This window comes from Actinomycetospora sp. ABD4_176, assembly GCF_056311855.1.
Map to the genome: position 1 here is coordinate 3,129,863 of NZ_CM149974.1, position 21,181 is coordinate 3,151,043.

Genomic DNA, 21,181 nt, shown 5'->3' on the forward strand with positions numbered 1-21,181 from the left:
CACGCGACGACGGACCGTCGTGGGCCCTCCCCGTTCCGTCCTTCCAACCATCCCCGACGTCCGGGTCATCCCGCCGAGGTGTTCGCCACCGGTGAACCCCCCGGCCGGGACCGGGTGGTCGACCGGGGCGCCCCCCCGGTCACCCCCCGGTCGGGGCGGCGGCCGGGTAGCCCATGACGTCGAGGCCCAGCGGCGACACCCCGGCCCGCGGGCCCGCCCCGGCCCGGTCCAGGGGGAAGGGCACGGGGTTCTCCGAGGCCGCCACCACCGCCTCGTCCGACGTCACCCGGCCCTCGAGGGTGAAGGAGTCGAACTCGAAGGGCAGCCCGTTCGCGGCGAGCGGGTCGGTCCGGTCCATGACGTGGAAGTGCAGGTGCGGGGCGCTCGTGTTGCCCGAGTTGCCGAGCTTGCCGATCACCTGGCCGCGGCGCAGCGGCTGCCCGACGGCCAGGTTGAGCGGGTTCCCGGGCTGCAGGTGGGCGTAGAAGGCGTAGCGCCCGCCGCCGAGGTCCTGCACGACGTGGTTGCCGCCGTACTGCTGGAGCGTCAGGCCGCTGGGGTTCGCCCCCGGCGGCTGCTCGGGCAGGTCGCTGACGAGCCCGACGACCGGTCCGTCGGCGACGGCCAGGATGTCCGCGCCGTGGTACGGGTAACTGGCCATGTCCGTCGCCGGGCCCACCAGCATCCGGCCGGAGGCGTCGGCCTGCACGTAGTCGATGGCGAAGCGCTCCGGCGCCCACAGCCGCCCGTCGATGGGGCTCACCGCCCCCCGGTGCGCGCCGAGGGTGCAGCAGCTGTCGCCGTCGACCCAGCCGGGTCCGGCCAGCGGCGGTGAGATCCGCACCGGCGGGGTCCGGTCCACCGTCGTCGGGGCCACCGTGGCGGTCAGGGTCGGCGGCACGAGCGGCGGTGACGGCTGGGCGAACCGGACGTCGAGGCGGTGCTCGAGGCGGGCCGGGACGGGGTCGGTTACCGGCAGGGACACGTCCAACCAGATCAGACCGCCCTGCCCCGTTCCGAGGTCCCGGGTGCCCGGATCGCCCCCGAAGGGCTTGATCCAGGCGGCGAGCGCGTCGCCCTGCAGCCGCAGCAGCGACCGGCCGTCGCCGACGACCTCGACGGCCTCGATCGTCGCCGGGGAGGTCAGGATGTTGTTCACCTGCAGCTCGTAGGCCAGGTGGACACGCCCGTCGGTGGCCGGTACCGGGATCGGCGCGGCGAGGACGGTCGCCGCGACGGGGGTGAACACCGACACCCCGCCGGCCGGGGAGTCGGCGGCCGACGGGCCGCCGAAGGGGCCCTCCGCGGGCGCGGTGCCGGCCGCGGGCGACGCCGACGGGGGCGGTGTCGCTCCCGCCCCGGAGGAGCCGCACGCCGCCAGCACCGTCACCGCCGCGAGCAGGGCGCCCACGACCGCCGCCCGCCCACCTCTGCGCACGCCCACTGCCGTCTCCCGGGACTCGATCGACGCGGCCCGGGATGTCGGAGTTCCGACCGGACCGTCGACGGCGGACGCTAGGCCCCCGCATGATCGACGCGCTGTCATCGCAATGACAGCGCGGCTGGGCCGGACAGGTGAACAGCAATCGAGACGGAGCCACAGGGGGTCGCGGGATGACGGTGACGGTCTCGGCTCCGGACGCGCGGACCGAGCGGGTCCTGCGGGCGTGCCCGCAGCTGCGCGACCTCGACGACGCGGCGATCCGCCTGCTCTGCGCCGCGTCGGTGGTCCGGCACTACGTCGCCGGCGAACCGGTCTTCCTCGAGGGCGGCCCGGGCGACGCCATGTTCGTCCTGCGCCACGGCGCGGTCGTCGCGCGCCTCAGCTCGGCGGCGGGGGACGTCATCGACCTCGGCGTCGCCGCGGAGGGGCATGCGTTCGGCTACTTCGAGGTCCTGCGGCCCGGCCCGCGCACCGAGGACGCGGTGGCCCTGCGGGACTCGACGGTCGTCGTCGTCCCCGCGCCCGCGGCCCTGCGGGCCCTGCGCAGCAGCCCCGAGGCGCTCCTCGCGCTCGCGCGCGACCTCGTGCGCATCGTCAGCCTGCAGAACCGCGCCCGCAGCGGGCTGCGCCGCCCCGTCGACCGGCGCCTGGCGGTCCTGCTGCTCGAGCTCGCCGCCGGCCGCGACGTCGTCGACTTCGGCGGCCCGCAGACCCTGCTCGCGCAGCGTCTCGGCATCGCCCGCCAGACGCTCAACACCGCCCTGCGCGCGCTGGCCGACCGGGGCCTCGTCACCGTGCACCCCGGCGGGCGCGGCGTGACGCTCGACCGCGCCGCGCTCGGCGCGTACGCCGACGCCTGAGCTGCTCAGTGCGCCTTGTGGTAGGCCTCGCTGACCTCGCTGGGGATGCGCCCGCGCTCCGAGACCGTCATCCCCTGCTTGCGCGCCCACTCGCGGATCGCCTGGTTCTGCTCGCGGTCGACCGCCGCCCGGCCACCACCACCGCCGCCGCCACTGCCCCGCCGCCCGCCGGCGGGCGCCGACGAGCCGCCCGACGACCGGCGCCGGCCCCCGCTGCGCCGGGCGTGGGCGACGTAGTCGGCGAGCGTGTCGCGCAGCGCCGAGGCGTTGGACTCGGACAGGTCGATCTCGTACGTGGCGCCGTCGATCCCGAACTCGACCGTCTCGTCGGCTTCCGACTGGTCCAGATCGTCGACGAGCGACACCACGACTTTCTGCGCCATCACGCGACCTCCGCACACCGACCGGGAATGTGGCCGGACCTTATTTCCGCGGAGACGCGTTTGTCGAGTGATCCACGCCGCGATTCATCACCTCGCTCCGGGCGCATACCGACAATTGCGCGTCAGTCCGGGATCGCGGCGCTGCCGGGAACGACGACGGCGAACATGTCCGCCAGCGCGGCGAGGCTCGCGCTCTGCAAGGCGGACGCGGAAACCGTGCCGTCGGGTCCGGGCAGGGCGCGGGTCGCGGTCGCGCCCGCCACCACCGAGGGCGCGAAACCGGCGTTGAAGGCGCCGCGCGCGGTGGAGTTGACGCACATGTGCGTCATGAAGCCGGCCAGCACCAGGTTCGACGCGCCCACCCCGCGCAGGTGCGCCTCGAGGTCGGTGCCGACGAACGCGTTCGGGAAGTTCTTGACGACGACGTGCTCGCCCTCGCGCGGGGCGACGCGGTCCACGATGGCCCCGATCTCGGCACGCACGTCGTAGGGCGAGCCCTCCCCCGCGTCGTGCTGGACGTGGACGATCGGAATGCCCGCGCTGCGCGCACGGTCGAGCAGGGCGGCGGCCTCGTCGATCGCCGGCTCCACGTCCTCGAGGGCCATGACGCCGCGGGTGTAGGTGTTCTGCAGGTCGATCATGACCAGCGCGGACTCGCGCAGGGACGCGGGTGCGGCGGGCATGCCCGTCAGCTCGCGCAGCGTGGTCGAGGGCGGGGTGCTCATCGTCGAACTCCTTCGTCAGGGGGCCGTTCGGGGCTGACGTGCGAGGGGCGCCCCCGCTGCGTCACACGCAGCCGGGGCGCCCCTCGGTCCTACTCGGTCGGGTCGTGCCCGTACAGCGACCGGCTACCGGTCGCCCAGCTCGCGCAGCTCGTCGTCGGTGAACAGCCGGGAGCGGATGATGAAGCGGACGCCCTCGGGCGCCTCCACCGAGAACCCGCTGCCGCGACCCTTCACCACGTCGACGGTGAGGTGCGTGTGCTTCCAGTACTCGTACTGCGAGGCGGACATGTGGAAGCCGATCGGCCTCTCCAGGCCCTCCACGACCAGGTCGCCGAGGTGCACGTCGGAGCCCCCGAGCCTGAAGTCCCCGTCCGGGAAGCACATCGGCGCACTGCCGTCGCAGCACCCGCCGGACTGGTGGAACATCAGGGGACCGTGGATCGCGGTGAGCGACACCAGGAGCTCGGCCGCCCGCGGCGACAGGGCGACCCGGCCGGTGCCCGAGCCCGGCACCTCCGGCACCTGCTCGGTGACGTCGGTGCTGGTGCTCACCCGGTCCATCAGAAGAATCCCAGCGCGTTGTCCGAGTAGCTCTGGAGGATGTTCTTGGTCTGCTGGTAGTGGTCGAGCATCATCTTGTGGTTCTCGCGGCCGATGCCCGACTGCTTGTAGCCACCGAAGGCCGCGTGGGCCGGGTAGGCGTGGTAGTTGTTCACCCAGACCCGGCCGGCCTGGATGTCGCGGCCGGCGCGGTAGGCGGTGTTCGTGTCGCGCGACCACACGCCGGCGCCGAGTCCGTAGAGGGTGTCGTTGGCCTGCGTCATCGCGTCGGCGTAGTCGCTGAACCGCGCCACCGACAGCACCGGGCCGAAAATCTCCTCCTGGAAGATCCGCATCGAGTTCTCGCCCTCGAAGACGGTCGGCTGGACGTAGTAGCCGCCCGAGAGCTCGCCGCCCAGGTCGGCGCGCTCGCCGCCGGTGAGGACCTTGGCGCCCTCCTGCCGCCCGATGTCGATGTAGGACAGGATCTTCTCGAGCTGGTCGTTCGAGGCCTGCGCGCCCATCATCGTCTCGGTGTCGAGCGGGTTGCCCATCCTGACCTGCTCGGCGCGCTTGACGCCCTGCGCGACGAACTCGTCGTAGATGCCGCCCTGGACGAGCGCGCGCGACGGGCAGGTGCAGACCTCGCCCTGGTTGAGGGCGAACATCGCGAAGCCCTCGAGCGCCTTGTCGTAGAACGCGTCCTGCGCCGCGGCGACGTCGTCGAAGAAGATGTTCGGGCTCTTGCCGCCGAGCTCGAGGGTGACGGGGATGAGGTTCTCGGAGGCGTACTGGGAGATCAGGCGCCCGGTCGTCGTCTCCCCGGTGAAGGCGATCTTGCGGATGCGGCCGGACGACGCGAGCGGCTTGCCCGCCTCGACGCCGAAGCCGTTGACGACGTTGAGCACGCCGGGGGGCAGGAGGTCGCCGACGACGTCCAGCAGGACGTGGATCGACGCCGGGGTCTGCTCGGCGGGCTTGAGGACGACGGCGTTGCCGGCGGCGAGGGCCGGCGCCAGCTTCCATATCGCCATGAGGATCGGGAAGTTCCAGGGGATGATCTGGCCGACCACGCCCAGCGGCTCGTGGAAGTGGTAGGCGATCGTGTCCTCGTCGATCTGGGAGAGGTGGCCCTCCTGCGCCCGGATCGCGCCCGCGAAGTAGCGCAGGTGGTCGATCGCCAGCGGGATGTCGGCCACGAGCGTCTCGCGGACCGCCTTGCCGTTCTCCCAGCTCTCGGCGACCGCGATCTTCTCGAGGTTCGCCTCGATCCGGTCCGCCATCGTGGTGAGGATGTTCGCGCGCTCGCCGACGGAAGTCTTGCCCCACGCCGGCGCGGCGTCCTCGGCGGCGTCCAGGGCCTTCTCGACGTCGTCGGCCGTGCCGCGGGCGACCTCGGTGAACGTCTGCCCCGTCTGCGGGGTCGGGTTCTCGAAGTACTGACCCTTCGCCGGCGCGACGTACTCGCCGCCGATGAAGTGGTCGTACCGGGGCTTGAACGAGACGACGCTGTCCGCCTGTCCCGGGGCCGCGTAGGTGGCCATCTGTGTCCCTCCACGTCGTGGGCTACGTGAGCGCGGACACTAGGGACGCGGGGGTTGCACGGACGTTGCCACGCATCTGCGGTGTTCGCACGGCACGGAGGCCGCGCGCGAGGATCCGATGTAGGGTTGCCTCACCCCGCACGATGCAGCACGATCGGTCGACGGGGACTCGTGTCCCCGGCGGGACGCCACGTGCCACGGCGGCACCTCCCGTCGACGGGTCGGAGGGGACGCCGATGCCGGGGAGCCAGCGTCCTGCGCGCGGCACGCCCCGTCCGGCCGTGCCCGGGACGCCGACGCTCGGGCCGTCCGACCCGGTCGAGCGCGCCCACCTCCTCGCACGCATCCGCGACGCCGTCCTCTCGGGCACCGCGAGCCCCGGCACGCCGCGCGACGTCGTGTCGGCGTCCTGGCGGCGCTCGCTCGACGCCCGCGTCGACCCCGACCACGGGCGGCCGCGACAGGTGTTCGGCACCCACGAGCTCGACGACGTCCGCGGCGGGCACCTGCTCGCCCCGGTGCTGCCGCTGCTGCGGCGCACGCTGCTCGACGTCGCGGACGAGGCCGTGCACATGATGATCGTGACCGACGCGGGCGGCCACATCCTGTGGCGCGAGGGCCACGCCGACGTCCTGCGACGGGCCGACGGCGTCGCGCTGGTCGAGGGCACGCGCTGGAGCGAGGACTCGATCGGCACCAACGCGATGGGCACCGCGCTCGCCTCGGGGCGGGCGGTGCAGATCCACTCCGCCGAGCACCTCGTGCGGCTCTACCACGCCTGGACCTGCGCGGCGGCGCCGATCCACGACCCCGACAGCGGCGAGGTCGTCGCCGCCATCGACCTCACCGGCCCGCTGCGCACCTTCCACCCGAGCACGCTCGCCCTGGTCAGGGCGGCGGCCGAGCTCGCCGAGGTGCACCTGCAGGCCCGCCTCGTCGAGCGCGACGAGCGCCTGCTCATCCGCAACCGACCCCACCTCGACGGCCTGCGCGGCGCGCCCGGTGCCCTGCTCGCGCCCGGTGGGCGGGTGATCGACGCGCAGCCCGCCGACTGGCTCGGTGAGCGCGTCGCAATCCCCGACGGCGGGGGGCGCGTCGATCTCGGCGAGCGCGGCGAGGGCGTCCTCGAGCCCCTCGCCGAGGGGTGGCTGCTGCGCCTCGCGCCGCGTGCGTCGTCGGGGCCGAGCCTGGCGCTGCCGTTCCTCGGGGCCGAGCGTCCGGTCGCGCGCCTCGACGGCCGTCCGGTGCGGCTGAGCCTGCGTCACGCCGAGATGCTGGTCGTGCTCGCCCTGCACCCCGACGGCCTCACCGCCGACGGGCTCGCCCGCGCGCTCTACGGCGACGCCGGCAACCCGGTGACCGTGCGCGCCGAGGTGCACCGGCTGCGCGCGGCGCTCGGGTCCTCGATCATCAGCACCCAGCCCTACCGGCTGCGCGCCCGCGTCGACGCCGACTTCCTGGGTGTCCGCGAGGCCCTGCGCGCGGGCCGCCTGCCGCCGCCGGAGGTCCTGCGCCGCGGCGCCCTGCTGCCCGCCTCCGACGCCCCCGGAGTGCGCGAGGAGCGCGACCACCTCGAGGTCGCCGTGCACGCGGCGGTGCTGCGCCGGGGCGACGCCGAGGCGCTGTGGGCGCTCTGGGCGCTGGCCCGGGCCGGCGGGACCGACGACGGGGCCGACGGCGGCGCCGACGACGGGGCCGACGAGGCGATCGCCGAGCGCCTGCGCCGGGTCCTGCCCGCCGGCGACCCGCGGCGCGACGAGCTGGCGGTCCGACACCCACCCGCCGGGGTCTGACAAGGACCCGCCGGCCTCAGGACCGCGCAGCCCGCTTCGCGGCGCGATCCTCGCGGCGCTCCTGCCAGCGCCGGTGCACGGTGCGCAGGCCCAGCAGGGTCAGGTCGGGCACGTGGTCGGTGACCGACGCGCACTCGTCGACGACGACCGGCGCGAGCCCGCCCGACGCGACGACGGCGACCGGCGCGCGGCCCTCGGGGTCGCGCGCGGTGATCTCGCGGCCGACCCGGGCGACGAGCCCGTCGACCTGCGCCGCGGCCCCGAGCACGAGCCCGGCCTGCATGCTCTCGACGGTGTTGCGCCCGAGCACCGAGCGCGGCACGACGAGCTCGACCGGGCGCAGCGCCGCGGCGCGGACCGCGAGCGCCTCGGCGGACACCGCGACGCCGGCGGCGATCGCCCCGCCGAGGAACTCCCCGCGCGCCGACACCCCGTCCACGGTCGTCGACGTCCCGAAGGTGACGACGACGCACGGCCCGCCGTGGCGCTCGAAGGCGGCGAGGGCCTGGACGACGCGGTCGGCGCCGACCTCCTTGGGGTTGTCGACCAGCAGCGGCACCCCGGTGCGCACGCCGGGCTCGACGAGCAGGTGGTCCAGGCCCGCGAAGTGACGGGTGACCATGCCCCGCAGCTCGCGCACCAGCGCTGGCACCGTCGACAGCGCGGCGACCGCCGACACGTCACCGACCCGGGCGCCGAGCAGGCCACGGACCAGCAGCGCGATCTCGTCGCCGGTGGCCCGGGGCTCGGTGCGCAGGCGCGCGTCCCACACCGCGGGCCCCTCGGGCGGGTAGAGGGCGAGCGCGGTCTGCGTGTTGCCGACGTCGACGCAGAGCAGCACGACGTCGGCCCCCTCAGTGGTCCGCGGACAGCAGCGCGTCGAGCCGTCGCGCGTCGGTGGTCTCGGCGGCGTCGCGGCGCCGGGCGGGACGTTCGTCGCGGGTCGGCTCGGCGCCCCAGCTCCCGCCGACCGTCGTCATCGCCGGGCCGGCGGCGGCGTCGTGGCGGCGGGCCGGGCGGGCGCCGGTCGCGTCCGTGCCCGGGCGCAGCAGCGACGTCGTCGGCGCGGCGTCGGGCACGTGGGCCGGGTCGGCGCCGCGGTCGAGGACGCGGTTGTGCTCGTCGACGAACACGACGCGCGGCTGGTACGTGCGGGCCTCCGCGTCGTCCATCACGCCGTAGGAGATGAGGATGACGAGGTCGCCGGGCGCGACGAGGTGGGCCGCCGCGCCGTTGATCCCGATGACGCCGGAGCCCGCGGGCCCGGTGATCACATAGGTCTCGAGGCGCGCGCCGTTGGTGACGTCGACGATGGCGACCTGCTCGCCGGGCAGGAGGTCCGCGGCCCGCATCAGGTCCTCGTCGACGGTCACCGACCCGACGTAGTGCAGGTTCGCGTCCGTCACCGTCGCCCGGTGGATCTTGGACTTCAGCATGGTGCGCTGCACGTCAGACTCTCCTCACGAGGGACACCGCGGCGTTGTCGATCAGACGGGTCGTGCCGGCCCGGGCGGCGACCAGCAGCCGCGCCGGACCGATGTCGGGGGTGGGACCGAGGTCCTCGTCGCGCAGCTCGAGGTAGTCGACGGCCAGCGTCGGCTCGGTGGCGAGCACGGCGCGGGCGGCGTCGAGGACGGCGGCCGCACCCTGCTCACCCGCGTGCTGCCCGGCCGAGAGCGCGGCCGACAGCGCGACGGCGGCGTGGCGCTCGTCGGCCGTCAGGTAGGCGTTCCGGCTCGACAGGGCCATGCCGTCGGCCTCGCGGACGGTGGGGACGCCCACGACGTGGAGGTCCATGTCGAGGTCGCGGATCATGCGCCGGATGAGCGTGAGCTGCTGGTAGTCCTTCTCGCCGAAGAACGCGACGTCGGGCGTCGTGATCGCGAAGAGCTTGTTGACCACGGTCAGCACCCCCGCGAAGTGGCCCGGGCGGACCGCGCCCTCGAGCTCGTCGCCGAGCGGGCCGGGGTGGACCGAGGTCGCGAACCCGGCGGGGTACATGTCCTCGACCTCCGGGGCGAAGACCAGCTCGACGCCCTCCTCGCGGCACATCTCGAGGTCGCCCTCGAAGGCCCGCGGGTAGCGGCCGTAGTCCTCGCCCGGGCCGAACTGCCTCGGGTTCACGAAGATCGACACGACGGTCGAGGCGCCGGGCACGCCGCGGGCGCGGCGCATCAGCTCGCGGTGGCCCTCGTGCAGGGCGCCCATGGTGGGCACGAGCGTCACGCGCCGCCCGCCGCCGCGCAGGGCCTTCGTGACGCGGCGCAGGGTGTTCGGGTCGCGGTGCACCGTGAGGCGCCCGGCGTCGTACTGCGGGCGCGCGCGGCCGACGAGGTCGTGGGTGCGCAGGCTGGAGGGACGGGTCACGGGAGGTGCCTCTCGAGGGCGGCCACCACGTCGTCGGCGGCAGCCGGGTCGACCAGTCCGCCGTCGCGGGCGCGCTCGGCGGTGCGCCGGGCCAGGGCCCGGTAGAGCGGGGCCGCAGCGGGCGCCCGGTCGTCGAGGTGGCGCAGGTGCATCGCCACCGTGCCGGCGTCGCCGCGGACGACCGGGCCGGTCAGCGCGCGGTCGCCGTGGCGCAGGGCGTTGTCCAGCGCGGCGGACAGCAGCGGGGCGAGCACCCGCTCGGCGGGCTCGACGCCGGCGCCGGAGAGCAGGTCGGAGGCCTCCCGCACCAGCGTGACCAGGTGGTTCGCGCCGTGGGCGAGGGCGGCGTGGTAGAGCGGGCGCACGGCCTCGGGGACGCGCACCGGCTCCGCGCCCATCTCGACGACCAGGGCCTCGCCGACCAGCCAGGCGGCGTCGGCGTCCTCCGTCGTCTGCTCCGGGCCCGTGACGCCGACGCAGGCGCCGGTGAGGCGCGCGACGTCCTCTCGTCGGCCGGTGATCGTCATGGCGGGGTGCAGGGCGATCGGCAGGACGTCGTGCTCGGCAGCGGGGGCGAGCACGCCGACCCCGGCGGCGCCGCACGTGTGGACGACGATCTGGCCGGGGCGCAGGCAGTCGGAGGCGGCGAGCCCGCGGACGAGGCCGGGGAGCACGTCGTCGGGGACCGCGAGGAGGGCGAGGTCGGCGCGGCGGACGACCTCGTCGGGCGGGAGGATCGCGGCGCCGGGCAGGAGCTCCTCGGCGCGGGCCCGCGAGGCGCGGGAGACGGCGGAGGCGGCGACGACCTGGTGCCCGGCCTGCGCGAGCGCGGCGCCCAGCACCGCGCCGACCCGGCCGGCGGAGACCACGCCGACCGCGAGCCGTGAGCCTTCCCGAGGGGTGGGGGACGGCCCGGGCTCCCCGGACGTCTGCTCCCACCGCCCGGCGTCCTCGCCGGCGTCGGTGCCCACGCGCCACCTCACTCGTTCGGCTCGTTCCCGTCCCGCTCGCGCGGGTACCGGACGATCACTGGTGCCCACGGTAACCCTCCGCGCGCGCCGCGACCGTCGCGGTGAGCGGGTTCACGCCCGCTCGGCGCTCAGGACGGGGGCGAGGGCTGGTGGGGCCGGGGCTGGTGGGGCGGGACCGGGGGGCCGCCGGGCCAGGACGGCGGGGGGCCGCCGGGTCCGGGCGGAGGGCCGGTCGGGCCCTGGACGCCCGGGGCGTTGACGGCCGCGAGGCGCGTGCGGACGACGGCGTCGAGGAGCTCGGCGTGCCAGTCGGGCCGGGGTGGGAGCGCGCCCCGCTCGGCCCGCGCGCGCAGGAACGCGAGCTCGGTGACGGCGTGCTGGTAGTCCTCGACGGCGCGGGCGGCGGTGGCGCCGGCGCGCCGGTTCACCGCGCTCCGCCAGCGGCGCCGGCCGGCGAGGCTCGAGAGCAGCGGCACCTCGCTCGGCGCGATCCAGCCGGCGGCGGCGAACCCCGGCATCTGGCGCGCGAGGACGTCGGCCTCGCGGCGGCGCTGCCAGACGACGAGGCCGATCATCCCGGCGAACAGCGGCAGCATGATCAGCACGTAGACACCGAAGAACCCGGCGCCGAGCTGGGTCGACGAGTTCCACAGCGCGTGCAGCATCACCGCGAGCACGTAGCCGCCCAGCACCGCCGCGGTGCCGACGACCCGCGAGCGCGCCTGCGAGGCGATGCCGACGCCGATCCCGATCATCGCCGTGAACAGCGGGTGGGCGAACGGGGAGAGCACGCCGCGCAGCACGAACGTCGCGAGCACCGCGCCGGCGGGCGCGCCGTCGGACGCCTCGGCGAAGGCGCGGCCGAAGTAGATGATGTTCTCGGTGAACGCGAACCCGGCGGCCGTGATCCCCGCGTAGACGACGCCGTCGACGATCCCGTCGAACTCGCGTCGCCGCACGAGCAGCAGGCCGACGACGAACGCGCCCTTGACGAACTCCTCGACCAGCGGCGCCGAGATCACCGCGCCGACGACGTCGCCCTGCCCCCGACCGAGCAGGAGCTCCGCGGCGATGATCGCGCTGGAGTTGATGACGACCGCGACCAGCGCCGACAACCCCGCGCCCCACAGGAACGCGCCGAGCAGCAGGCGCGGCGGCTCGGGCTCGAAGCGGTCGATCCACAGGAAGGCCGCGACGACGGGCGCGACCGGCACGAGCGCGAGGACGACGCCGACGACCACCCCGACCGCGCCGATCTCGGTGCTCGCGAGCCCGACCGTGATCAGCGCGCAGATGCCGAGGAGGATCAGGCCGAGCACCGGCCACACGAGCGTCCGGCGCTGCTGCGGCGCCAGGCGGACCGGAGGGGCGATCACCCTGCCGGAGGGTAACGACACCTGCGGCGCGGGGCCCGTCCACGGGTCGTTCACCGGTGATCAACGGGCACTTCGGACGCCTAGAAGCTGCGAACAGCGCGTTCGCTGCGAACGGGATCCGCGCCGCTCAGGGATCGCGGCGCCGGCGCCCCACCGTGCCACCCGAGGCGGCGTGGGCGGCGAGGAGCTCGGCCACCGTGCGGCCGCCGGAGGGGGCGTCGGTCGGTGCGCGGCGGGAGCGGCGGTCGTCGGGCTCGTCGGCCGGCCCGGGGGGCTCCGGGAGGGTCTCGTAGCCGGCGGAGCGCACGTACTGGTCGACGAACGAGCCGGCGCCGAGCACCGAGGGGTCGGACGGCGGGCCGTCGCTCGCGGGCGGCGGCGCCGGGCGCAGGGGCCGGGCCGTGTGCTCGGTGGGCGGCTCGACGCGGCCGCGCGGGGACGAGCCGGCTGAGCCGGCCGTGCGCGGCGCGGGCGCCGAGGGCGGGGACGGGCGCGCCGGACCGGGCGGCGGGACCGGCGGCCCGGACGGCACGCGCGGCTGCGGGCCCGAGTCGCCGACGACCCGCAGGCGCGGACCCCGGGGGCGCGGTGGGGCGGCGGGCGCGGCGGGGAGGCCGGCCGACTGCAGGGTCACGGCGTCGGCCTGGCGGCGCGCCCGGTCGAGCTCGTCGCGCAGGGACGCGACCTCCTCGCGGGCCCTGTCGGCGGTCTGCTCGGCCTCCTCGCGGGCGGCGGCCTCGCGCGCCACCCGGCGGTCGAGGTCCCGGTGCAGGGCGGCGACCCGCTCGTCGGCCTCCTCCTCGGCCGCGGCACGCCCCTCCTCGGCCTCGCGGGCCTCCTCGGCGATCTCGGCCATCTCCGCGTCGCTGCGCCCCCGGCGCGCGAGCACCAGCACGAGCAGCGCCACGGCCCAGAGCGCCGCCACCACGGCCAGCCGCAGCCAGCGGGCGTCGTCGGCGAGCACCACCGCCGCGCCGGCGGCCACGGCGAGCACGCCCGCGGCGCTGCCCAGCGCGGCGCGTAGGCCGTCGGGGCCGGCGCGTCCGACCCCGTCCGGGGTGCTCATCGTTGCAGGATAGCGAGCCGCCGGTGCCGCCCACCGCCCCCCGCGTCAGCGGGACGGCGCCGCGAGGTCCGTCACGACCGCCGGTCGCGCGCGTCCCGGCCGAGGTCGTCGCCGGGGTCGTCCGGGGTACGCAGGCTGTGCTCGAGCCACAGGCCGGCACCGACGAGGACCGCCGACCCGACCGTGCCGACGACCGCGCTCGCGGTGTCCGCGCCCGCGGCGTCGACGCGCCCGCTCAGTGGCAGCACGTAGGCGAGCAGCCCGAGCCACGCGCCGCCGACCAGCGCCCCGGCCAGCGAGGACGCCTTCGCCAGCGCGACCGCCCGCGCGGCGGCCAGCGCGTCGACCGGTCGCGCCCCGGGCCGGCGCTTGATGCGGGCGCGCAGCACGAACGCCAGCACGAGCTCGGCGATCCCGAGCACGAGCGGGGTCAGCCCGGCGAGCAGCGGCAGCGGCGGCAGCTCCCCGTACGCCGCCTGGACGAGCACGTTCGCGGCGAGGCCCGCGGCCACGGCGGCCACGAGCAGGAGCGAGGGACTGGTGCTCGTCCTCACAGGACCGCCTCCTCCCGCCGCACACCCGCGCGCTCCTCCGCCGGCAGCGCGGCGAGGAGGTCCGCGACCCGCCCCCGCCCGGCGACCTCGGCGTCCGGGTCGACGTCGAGCCAGGGCACGAGCACGAAGGCGCGCTCGTGGGCGCGCGGGTGCGGGAGGGTGAGCGCGGGGTCGGCGCTCGTCGTCCCGTCCACGTCGAGGACGTCGACGTCCAGCGTCCGCGGGCCCCAGCGGACGTCGCGGGTCCGGCCGGCGCGGCTCTCCGCGGCGCGCGCGCGGGCGAGCCAGGACCAGGGCTTCGCGTCCGGGTCCTCGGCGAGCACGACCGCGTTGAGGAAGTCGTCCTGCTCGACCCCGCCCCACGGCGCCGTCGCGTAGACCGGCGAGACCGCGACGATCCGCGCGCCGGCCGCGCGCAGCGTCGCCACGGCCCCGCGGAGGTTGGCCGCGCGGTCGCCGATGTTCGAGCCCAGCGAGAGCACCGCGCGGCTCACGCCCGGCTCCGCTCCCGCCGCACCGTCACCGCGACGTCGTCGAACGGCACCGTGATCGGAGCCCCGGGCTTGTGCAGCGTGACCTCGACGGCCGCGACGCGCCCGTCGGCCAGCACCCCGTCGGCCACCTCGCCGGCCACCGCCTCGATGAGCTGCCGGGGCGGCCCGGCGACGACGGCGGCCGCGCGCTTCGCCAGCGTGCCGTAGTCGACGGTGTCGGCGAGGTCGTCGGACGCCGCCGCGGGGGCGAGGTCGACCTCGAGGACCAGGTCGAGGACGAAGTCCTGGCCGTCGCGGCGCTCGTGGTCGAACACGCCGTGGTGGCCCCGGACCCGCAGCCCGCGCAGGGCGATGCGGTCTCTCACGGCTCGATCTCCGCCGGCGAGGTGCCCCAGCTCCACGCCGCGGCCACCGCGACCGCGTCGAGCGACGGCCCCACCTCGTGCACCCGCACGCCCCACGCGCCGTTGGCCGCCGCGAGCGCCGACACCGCCGCGGTCGCGACCTCGCGGCCGTCGGGCGGGCGGGGGGCGCCCTCGTCGTCGGCGAGCAGCGCGCCGAGGAACCGCTTGCGCGACGCCCCGATCAGCACGGGGAAGCCGAGACCGGTGAACACCGGCAGCTTGCGCAGCAGCGTCCAGTTGTGCGCCGCGGTCTTCGCGAACCCGAGCCCCGGGTCGAGGACCAGCAGCGACGGGTCGACGCCGGCCAGCACCGCCCGGTCGACCTGCTCGACCATCTCGGCGCGCACCTCGCCCACCACGTCCTCGTAGGAGGCGAGCGCGGTCATCCGGTTGCTCGGCCCGCGCCAGTGCATGATCACCCACGGCACGCCGGCCTCGGCGACCGTGCGCGCCATGTGCGGGTCGGCGAGGCCCCCGGACACGTCGTTGATCATCGTCGCGCCCGCTTCGACGGCCGCGGCGGCGACGGCGGCGCGGGTGGTGTCGACGCTGACCCGCACCCCGGCGGCCACGAGGTCGCGGACCACGGGCACGACGCGCCGGGTCTCGGTCTCCGCGTCGATGCGCTCCGCCCCGGGGCGGGTGGACTCGCCGCCCACGTCGACGAGGTCGGCGCCGCGCCCGTGCAGGACGACACCGTGGGCCACCGCGTGGTCGCGGTCGAGCCAGCGCCCGCCGTCGGAGAACGAGTCGGGCGTGACGTTGAGGACGCCCATGACGACACAGCGGCCGGGGTCGGGCAGGGCGTGGGACGGCCCGGGAGGCGCACCCACTCCTCAGCCGCTCCGGATGAGGCCGAGGGCCTCCGCCCGCGAGCTCGCCGACGACTTGAGGATGCCGCGCACCGCCGAGGTCGTCGTGCGCGCACCGGGCTTGCGGACCCCGCGGGCCGACATGCACTGGTGCTCGGCGTCGATCACCACCAGCGCGCCGCGGGTGTCGAGGCGCGACTCGAGGGCGTCCGCGACCTGGCTGGTCAGACGTTCCTGCACCTGCGGGCGACGCGCGTAGAGGTCGACGAGCCGCGCGAGCTTGCTCAGGCCCGTGACCAGGCCCTTCGACCCCGGGATGTAGGCGACGTGCGCGACCCCGTGGAAGGGCAGCAGGTGGTGCTCGCACATCGAGAACAGCGGGATGTCCCGCACCAGCACGAGCTCCTCGTGGCCCTCGTCGAACGTGCGCTCGAGCACCTCGGCCGGGTCGGCGCGCAGGCCCGCGAACAGCTCCTGGTAGGCCCGCGCGACGCGCGCCGGCGTCTCACGCAGACCCTCGCGGTCGGGGTCCTCGCCGATGGCCAGCAGCAGCTCGCGCACGGCGGCCTCGGCGCGCGGGGCGTCGAAGCCCGGCCACTCCGGGGCCACCGCCGTGCCGACCGGGCCGCCGAAGCCGTCGTCGGTGGGACGGACCCGGGCGTTGTCGAGATCGCCGTCCAGTTCCTGAGCCGTCACGTCTCCCTCGCGGTCTTCCTCGACCGGCCGGCCCCCGTCGCGCGGGGTGCGCCGGCCTCCTCAGCCCTGGCCGCGAGAGGTGTCGCGACCCTCCGGGCCGGTGCTCCCGGTGCCGCCGTCCGTGCCGGTGGTGCCGTCGTGGCCCCAGCTCGGCGAACCGGTGTGCCGACCCTCCGACCAACCGTCACGCGTACGACCATCCGGGTCACCGTACGGGTTCGCGCTCGTCTCGCCGGCCGAGCGTGACGAACCGGACGGCGCACCGCCGTAGGGGCTCGTGCTCCCGGACCGGCCGGCGCCACCCGGATTCCACGTGGTGCCGTGCGGGACGGTCGCCGGGGTCCACCCGGGCGGGGCGCCGTAGTTCGGCGCCACGGACGAGGGCTTGTCGCCGGCGTCCGCGCCGCGACGCCCGTTGGCACCGGTGCGGTAGACGTCCGGGATGCCGGTGGCCGGCAGGCCGGCCGGCGGCGTCGGCGTGGAGCCGCCGTCGGTCCCCCGCGGATCGCGGTAGCCGGTCTCGCCGTGGCCCGTCCCGCCGTGACCCGTCCCGCCGTGACCCGTCCCGCCGTGGCCCGGGTCGCCGTAGCCGGTGTCGTGACCGTTGCCGGCCGCGTGGGACCCGCCCGCGTGGCCGGACCCGTAGGCCCCGTTGCTGTGCACGACGTGACCGTTGGACGCCCCGGCCCCGACCGCCGTGCGCTCGGTGGCCGCCTCCTCGCCGGGCGGGGGCCACGGCTCGCCGCGCTCGGTGGCGAGCTCGCGCCGCGTCTTGATCGGCGGTCGGTCCGACGGGACGCGCTCGCCGAAGTCGTTGAACGCCGTGATCCGCGGCCGCTTGGTGACCGACGCGAAGACGCGCTCGAGGTCGCGGCGCTGCAGCGTCTCGTGCTCGATGAGCTCGCCGGTCAGCGCGTCGAGGGCGTCGCGGTGGGTGTTGAGGATGTCCCACGCCTCGGTGTGCGCCGCCTCGATGAGCTTGCGCACCTCCTCGTCGATCTCGTGGGCCACCTCGAGCGAGTAGTCCGCCTGGCGCCCCGCGGTGCGGCCGAGGAAGGGCTCGCCCTGCTCCTGGCCGTACTTCACCGCCCCGAGCTTGGCGCTCATGCCGTACTCGGTGACCATCGCGCGGGCGATCTTCGTGGCCTGCTCGATGTCCGACGACGCGCCGGTGGTCGGCTCGTGGAACACGAGCTCCTCGGCCGAGCGCCCGCCCATCGCGAACACCAGGCGCGCGATCATCTCCGAGCGGGTCATGAGCTCCTTGTCGTCCTCGGGGACGACGAGGGCGTGCCCGCCGGTGCGCCCGCGCGGCAGGATCGTGACCTTGTAGACGGGCTCGATGTCCGGCATCGCCCACGCGGCCAGCGCGTGGCCCGCCTCGTGGTAGGCCGCGACCTTCTTCTCCTGCTCGGAGATGATGCGGCTCTTGCGCGCCGGGCCGCCGATCACGCGGTCGACCGATTCCTCGAGCGCGGTGCCGGTGATCTGCTCCTGCCCGAGCCGGGCGGTGAGCAGCGCGGCCTCGTTGATGACGTTGGCCAGGTCGGCGCCGGAGAACCCGACGGTGCGCTTGGCCAGCCCGTCGAGGTCGGCGTCGGGCGCCAGCGGCTTGCCCGCGGAGTGGACCTGCAGGATCTGCTTGCGCCCGGCGAGGTCCGGCGCGGCCACCGGGATCTGGCGGTCGAACCGGCCGGGGCGCAGCAGCGCCGGATCGAGGATGTCGGGCCGGTTGGTGGCGGCGATGAGGATGATGCCGCCGCGGGAGTCGAACCCGTCCATCTCGACCAGCAGCTGGTTGAGCGTCTGCTCGCGCTCGTCGTGGCCGCCGCCCATGCCGGCGCCGCGGTGGCGGCCGACGGCGTCGATCTCGTCGACGAACACGATGCACGGCGAGTTCTGCTTGGCCTGCTCGAACAGGTCGCGCACGCGGGAGGCACCGACGCCGACGAACATCTCGACGAAGTCCGAGCCCGAGATCGTGTAGAAGGGCACGCCCGCCTCGCCGGCGACGGCGCGCGCGAGCAGCGTCTTGCCCGTGCCGGGCGGGCCGTAGAGCAGGACGCCCTTGGGGATCTTCGCGCCGAGCTGCTGGTAGCGCGACGGGTTCTGGAGGAAGTCCTTGATCTCGTAGAGCTCCTCCACCGCCTCGTTCGCGCCCGCGACGTCGGCGAAGGTGGTCTTCGGCATGTCCTTGTTGAGCTGCTTGGCCTTGGACTTGCCGAAGGACAGGACGCGGTTGCCCCCGCCCTGCGAGTTCATCATCCAGAACAGCAGCAGCAGGACCAGGCCCAGCGGGATCAGGTAGATCAGCATCTGGGTCAGGAACGAGTCCTGGGTGACCCGCGTGTCGAAGCCCGAGGGCGCCGGGTTCTCGCGGACCAGGGCGAACACCTGGTCGGTCGCGGCCGCGGGGTACTGCGCGTAGATCTGGTTGGTCGTCGTCGGCTCGGCGCCGTCGACCCCGGGCACCTGCACCGGGTTGTTCAGCGTGAGCCGGAGGCGCTGCTCCTTGTCCTCGATCGTGATCTCGGACGTGTTGCGCGCCTCGACCTGCGCCAGGGCGAGCGACGTCGGGGCCTCGGTGTACCCGCGGGTGTCGCTGAGCAGCGACGAGACCCCCAGGTAGACCAGGAAGAACACCACGATCCAGATGAGTGGATTGCGGAGAAGGCGCTTGCGGTCCATGCGGTTGCGGCCTCCAGGCGGCCCTCGACCCTCCCCGGGTGGACCCTGCGGTCGGTGTCTGTCGTCTCGGCTCGGGGTCCGCGCACGCACGGACGTCCGTGGGGCCCTGATCTGCTCAAGCGTACCCCCCGGTCACGACGCGGGACCGGGCACGCGCAACCGGTACCGGCGTCAGCGCCGGCGGCGCGCCGTCCCGAACACACCCCGGCTGATCTCCTTGCCCGCCTCCCGGGCGACCGTGCGCACGATCGACCGGAAGACGGAGCTCGACGCGACCTTCTCGAAGAAGCCCGGACCGTCGTCGCCCGCCGGCGCCGGGGCCTGCGGCGGCGCCTCCTGCGGGGGCTCCCCGGCGGGCACGGGCTCGGCGGGGGTCGGCGCGGTCGTCGCCCCGGTGGCGGCCGCGAGCTTCTCGTACGCCGACTCCCGGTCCACCGCCTGCCCGTACTTCGGCCACAGCGGCGACGCCGTCGCCGCCTCCGTGACCGCGGGCTCCCCGATCGCCGCCATCAGCGAGCGCGGCGCCCGCACCCGCGTCCACGCCACCGGCGTCGGCGCCCCGCGCTCGGACAGCACGGTGACGATCGCCTCACCGGTGCCGAGCGAGGTCAGCGACGACTCGATGTCGTAGACCTCGCTCCTCGGGTAGGTGCGCGCCGTGCGCGACAGCGCCTTCTGGTCGTCCGGGGTGAACGCCCGCAGCGCGTGCTGCACCCGCGCGCCGAGCTGGCTGAGCACGTCGTTGGGCACGTCGGTGGGCTGCTGGGTGCAGAAGAAGACGCCGACACCCTTGGAGCGGATGAGCTTGACCGTCTGCTCGATCCGGTCGAGGAAGGCCTTCGACGCGTCGCTGAACAGCAGGTGGGCCTCGTCGAAGAAGAAGACGAGCTTCGGCTTCTCGACGTCGCCGGCCTCGGGCAGGTCCTCGAAGAGCTCCGCGAGCAGCCACATGAGGAACGTCGAGTACAGCGTCGGGTCGGCCTGCTGGTCGGCGAGCTCGAGCAGCGTCACCCGGCCCTTCCCGTCGGGCTCGACGACGAGCAGGTCGGCCGGCTCGAACTCGGGCTCGCCGAAGAACTCGTCGCCGCCGCGGGCCTCGAGGTTGACCAGCGCGCGCAGGATGACCCCGGCCGTCGACGACGACACCCCGCCGATGCCTTTGAGCTCGGCCTTGCCCTCGTCGGAGATCAGGTGCGCGATCACCGAGCGCAGGTCCTTGGTGTCCAGCAGGGCGAGGCTCTGCTGGTCGGCCCAGTGGAAGATCAGACCGAGCGTGGACTCCTGGGTCTCGTTGAGGCCCAGCACCTTGGCCAGCAGGATCGGCCCGAAGCCCGTCATGGTCGCGCGCACCGGCACCCCGATGCCCTGCCCGAGCGAGAGGAACTGCACGGGGAAGGCGGTGGGCGCCCAGTCGTCGCCGGTGTCGGCGGCGCGGCGGGTGACGCGGTCGTTCGGTTCCCCCGGGCGCGCGAGGCCCGACAGGTCGCCCTTGATGTCCGCGAGCAGCACCGGCACCCCGTGGGCGGAGCACTGCTCGGCGAGGTTCTGCAGGGTCTTCGTCTTGCCCGTGCCGGTCGCCCCGGCGACCAGGCCGTGCCGGTTCAGCGTCGCGAACGGGATCCGGACCCGGGCCGCGGGGTCGACGGTCCCGTCGACGACGACGGTCCCGATCTCGAGGGCCGCACCCTCGGTCGCGTACCCGGCGGCGATCTCTGCAGCAGCACCCTGGTCGGCCACACCGGGCAGGCTAGCGGGGGTCAGGAACCGGCGGGCACGTCGACGCGGACCGCGGTGATCGCGCCGTCGGCGCCGCGCTCCGCGTGCACCGTGACCTGCTGGCCCACCCGCAGCCCGGCGGGCCCGTCGGGGCGGGGCACCGCGACGCTCGTCCCGGCCGTCGTGCGCAGCGGGGTGAGCGTGCCGTCGCCGGCCCGGACGGTGACGATCGGGAACCCGCCGCCGGTGGGCTGCACGGACTCGACGACGCCGAGCAGGTCGGGCACCGAGCCCGGACCGGTGTCCGGCGCGGTCACCCGGCCGACGAGGGCGCCGAGCGCCACGCACACCACGGCGCCGAGCACGAGCAGCAGGATCCGCGTCGAGCGCGCCAGGCCGGGCCGGCGCAGCCGCGTCGCGAGGTCGATGTCGTCGACGGGGCGGTCGAGCACGGTCGCGGCGTGTTCCTGCTGCGTGCGGTCCTCGTCCGCGCGCTCCGGGTCGGGGCGCTGGTCGGGACCCCCCTGACCGGCCTGACCGGCCTGACCGGCCTGGCCGCCCTGGCCGCGCGGCGGCGGGTCGGAGCGGCGGGCCGGCGGCGGGGGCACGGGGAACTGCTCGGTCTCGGCGGCGTCGCCGCGGCCCGGGGACGTCCCCACCGCGCGGGTGTCGGTGTCCGACGGGTCGTCGGTCGACGGTCCGTCGGACGGTCCGGACGGGTCGGATGGCTGGGTCACGAGGTCCTCCC

20 protein-coding genes and 1 pseudogene are annotated in these 21,181 nt (G+C 75.5%); 2 read left to right on the top strand and 19 right to left on the bottom strand.

Annotation, left to right across the window (positions count from 1 at the left end):
- Window positions 1-139 precede the first annotated feature (139 nt).
- Entirely contained in the window at window positions 140-1,444 is a 1,305-nt protein-coding gene (locus tag ACYX4T_RS15120; protein ID WP_476010119.1) for a M23 family metallopeptidase, read from the bottom strand.
- 170 nt (window positions 1,445-1,614) lie between these two features.
- Here ACYX4T_RS15120 and ACYX4T_RS15125 point away from each other — a divergent pair, with 170 nt between their 5' ends.
- On the top strand, window positions 1,615-2,304 hold the full coding sequence (locus ACYX4T_RS15125; RefSeq protein WP_476010120.1) for a Crp/Fnr family transcriptional regulator: 690 nt from the start codon (window positions 1,615-1,617) through the stop codon (window positions 2,302-2,304).
- 5 nt (window positions 2,305-2,309) lie between these two features.
- Here ACYX4T_RS15125 and ACYX4T_RS15130 read toward each other — a convergent pair whose 3' ends face one another.
- The 4 genes from ACYX4T_RS15130 to exaC form a co-directional block, all read right to left on the bottom strand.
- Entirely contained in the window at window positions 2,310-2,687 is a 378-nt protein-coding gene (locus tag ACYX4T_RS15130) for a histone-like nucleoid-structuring protein Lsr2 (RefSeq protein ID WP_476010121.1), read from the bottom strand.
- Window positions 2,688-2,809: 122 nt separating this feature from the next.
- Window positions 2,810-3,412: a cysteine hydrolase family protein gene (locus tag ACYX4T_RS15135; RefSeq protein WP_476010122.1), complete on the bottom strand. Its 603-nt coding sequence runs from the start codon at window positions 3,410-3,412 to the stop codon at window positions 2,810-2,812.
- A 123-nt stretch (window positions 3,413-3,535) separates the two neighbouring features.
- Window positions 3,536-3,973 carry a DUF779 domain-containing protein gene (locus ACYX4T_RS15140; RefSeq protein WP_476010123.1) on the bottom strand — a complete coding sequence of 146 codons (438 nt, stop codon included), beginning with the start codon at window positions 3,971-3,973 and terminating at the stop codon, window positions 3,536-3,538.
- Window positions 3,973-5,496, bottom strand: a complete 1,524-nt coding sequence (exaC, locus tag ACYX4T_RS15145) for an acetaldehyde dehydrogenase ExaC (RefSeq protein ID WP_476010124.1) — start codon at window positions 5,494-5,496, stop codon at window positions 3,973-3,975. The genes ACYX4T_RS15140 and exaC overlap by 1 nt, the downstream gene beginning before the upstream one ends.
- Before the next feature lie 281 nt (window positions 5,497-5,777).
- On the opposite strand from exaC, the gene ACYX4T_RS15150 reads away from it, so the two are divergent.
- The gene (locus tag ACYX4T_RS15150; RefSeq protein ID WP_476010125.1) at window positions 5,778-7,289 is read left to right on the top strand and encodes a GAF domain-containing protein; all 1,512 of its coding nucleotides are present in this window, start codon (window positions 5,778-5,780) and stop codon (window positions 7,287-7,289) included.
- A gap of 16 nt (window positions 7,290-7,305) precedes the next feature.
- Here the strand turns inward: ACYX4T_RS15150 and ACYX4T_RS15155 are convergent, their stop codons facing one another.
- The 14 genes and pseudogenes from ACYX4T_RS15155 to ACYX4T_RS15220 form a co-directional block, all read right to left on the bottom strand.
- A complete protein-coding gene (locus ACYX4T_RS15155) occupies window positions 7,306-8,130 on the bottom strand; it encodes a type III pantothenate kinase (RefSeq protein ID WP_476010126.1) in 825 nt (274 codons plus the stop codon).
- A gap of 151 nt (window positions 8,131-8,281) precedes the next feature.
- Window positions 8,282-8,737, bottom strand: a pseudogene (gene panD, locus ACYX4T_RS15160) (aspartate 1-decarboxylase); the annotation flags it as partial.
- 1 nt (window position 8,738) lies between these two features.
- Complete coding sequence (gene panC / locus ACYX4T_RS15165) at window positions 8,739-9,638, bottom strand: pantoate--beta-alanine ligase (protein ID WP_476015284.1); 900 nt, start codon at window positions 9,636-9,638, stop codon at window positions 8,739-8,741.
- A 14-nt stretch (window positions 9,639-9,652) separates the two neighbouring features.
- Entirely contained in the window at window positions 9,653-10,627 is a 975-nt protein-coding gene (locus ACYX4T_RS15170; protein ID WP_476010127.1) for a Rossmann-like and DUF2520 domain-containing protein, read from the bottom strand.
- A gap of 128 nt (window positions 10,628-10,755) precedes the next feature.
- Window positions 10,756-12,003 carry a PrsW family intramembrane metalloprotease gene (locus ACYX4T_RS15175; RefSeq protein WP_476010128.1) on the bottom strand — a complete coding sequence of 416 codons (1,248 nt, stop codon included), beginning with the start codon at window positions 12,001-12,003 and terminating at the stop codon, window positions 10,756-10,758.
- A gap of 127 nt (window positions 12,004-12,130) precedes the next feature.
- On the bottom strand, window positions 12,131-13,069 hold the full coding sequence (locus ACYX4T_RS15180) for a hypothetical protein (RefSeq protein ID WP_476010129.1): 939 nt from the start codon (window positions 13,067-13,069) through the stop codon (window positions 12,131-12,133).
- 71 nt (window positions 13,070-13,140) lie between these two features.
- Window positions 13,141-13,623 carry a DUF3180 domain-containing protein gene (locus ACYX4T_RS15185; protein ID WP_476010130.1) on the bottom strand — a complete coding sequence of 161 codons (483 nt, stop codon included), beginning with the start codon at window positions 13,621-13,623 and terminating at the stop codon, window positions 13,141-13,143.
- Entirely contained in the window at window positions 13,620-14,117 is a 498-nt protein-coding gene (gene folK / locus ACYX4T_RS15190; protein WP_476010131.1) for a 2-amino-4-hydroxy-6-hydroxymethyldihydropteridine diphosphokinase, read from the bottom strand. The genes ACYX4T_RS15185 and folK overlap by 4 nt, the downstream gene beginning before the upstream one ends.
- Window positions 14,114-14,482: a dihydroneopterin aldolase gene (gene folB / locus ACYX4T_RS15195; RefSeq protein WP_476010132.1), complete on the bottom strand. Its 369-nt coding sequence runs from the start codon at window positions 14,480-14,482 to the stop codon at window positions 14,114-14,116. The genes folK and folB overlap by 4 nt, the downstream gene beginning before the upstream one ends.
- The gene (gene folP / locus ACYX4T_RS15200; RefSeq protein ID WP_476015285.1) at window positions 14,479-15,297 is read right to left on the bottom strand and encodes a dihydropteroate synthase; all 819 of its coding nucleotides are present in this window, start codon (window positions 15,295-15,297) and stop codon (window positions 14,479-14,481) included. Before folP ends, folB begins: the two co-directional genes overlap by 4 nt.
- 60 nt (window positions 15,298-15,357) lie before the next feature.
- On the bottom strand, window positions 15,358-15,942 hold the full coding sequence (folE, locus tag ACYX4T_RS15205; protein ID WP_476015286.1) for a GTP cyclohydrolase I FolE: 585 nt from the start codon (window positions 15,940-15,942) through the stop codon (window positions 15,358-15,360).
- A 147-nt stretch (window positions 15,943-16,089) separates the two neighbouring features.
- Complete coding sequence (gene ftsH / locus ACYX4T_RS15210; protein WP_476010133.1) at window positions 16,090-18,717, bottom strand: ATP-dependent zinc metalloprotease FtsH; 2,628 nt, start codon at window positions 18,715-18,717, stop codon at window positions 16,090-16,092.
- A 171-nt stretch (window positions 18,718-18,888) separates the two neighbouring features.
- Complete coding sequence (locus ACYX4T_RS15215; RefSeq protein ID WP_476010134.1) at window positions 18,889-20,454, bottom strand: helicase HerA-like domain-containing protein; 1,566 nt, start codon at window positions 20,452-20,454, stop codon at window positions 18,889-18,891.
- A gap of 20 nt (window positions 20,455-20,474) precedes the next feature.
- The gene (locus tag ACYX4T_RS15220) at window positions 20,475-21,170 is read right to left on the bottom strand and encodes a hypothetical protein (RefSeq protein WP_476010135.1); all 696 of its coding nucleotides are present in this window, start codon (window positions 21,168-21,170) and stop codon (window positions 20,475-20,477) included.
- Window positions 21,171-21,181 lie beyond the last annotated feature (11 nt).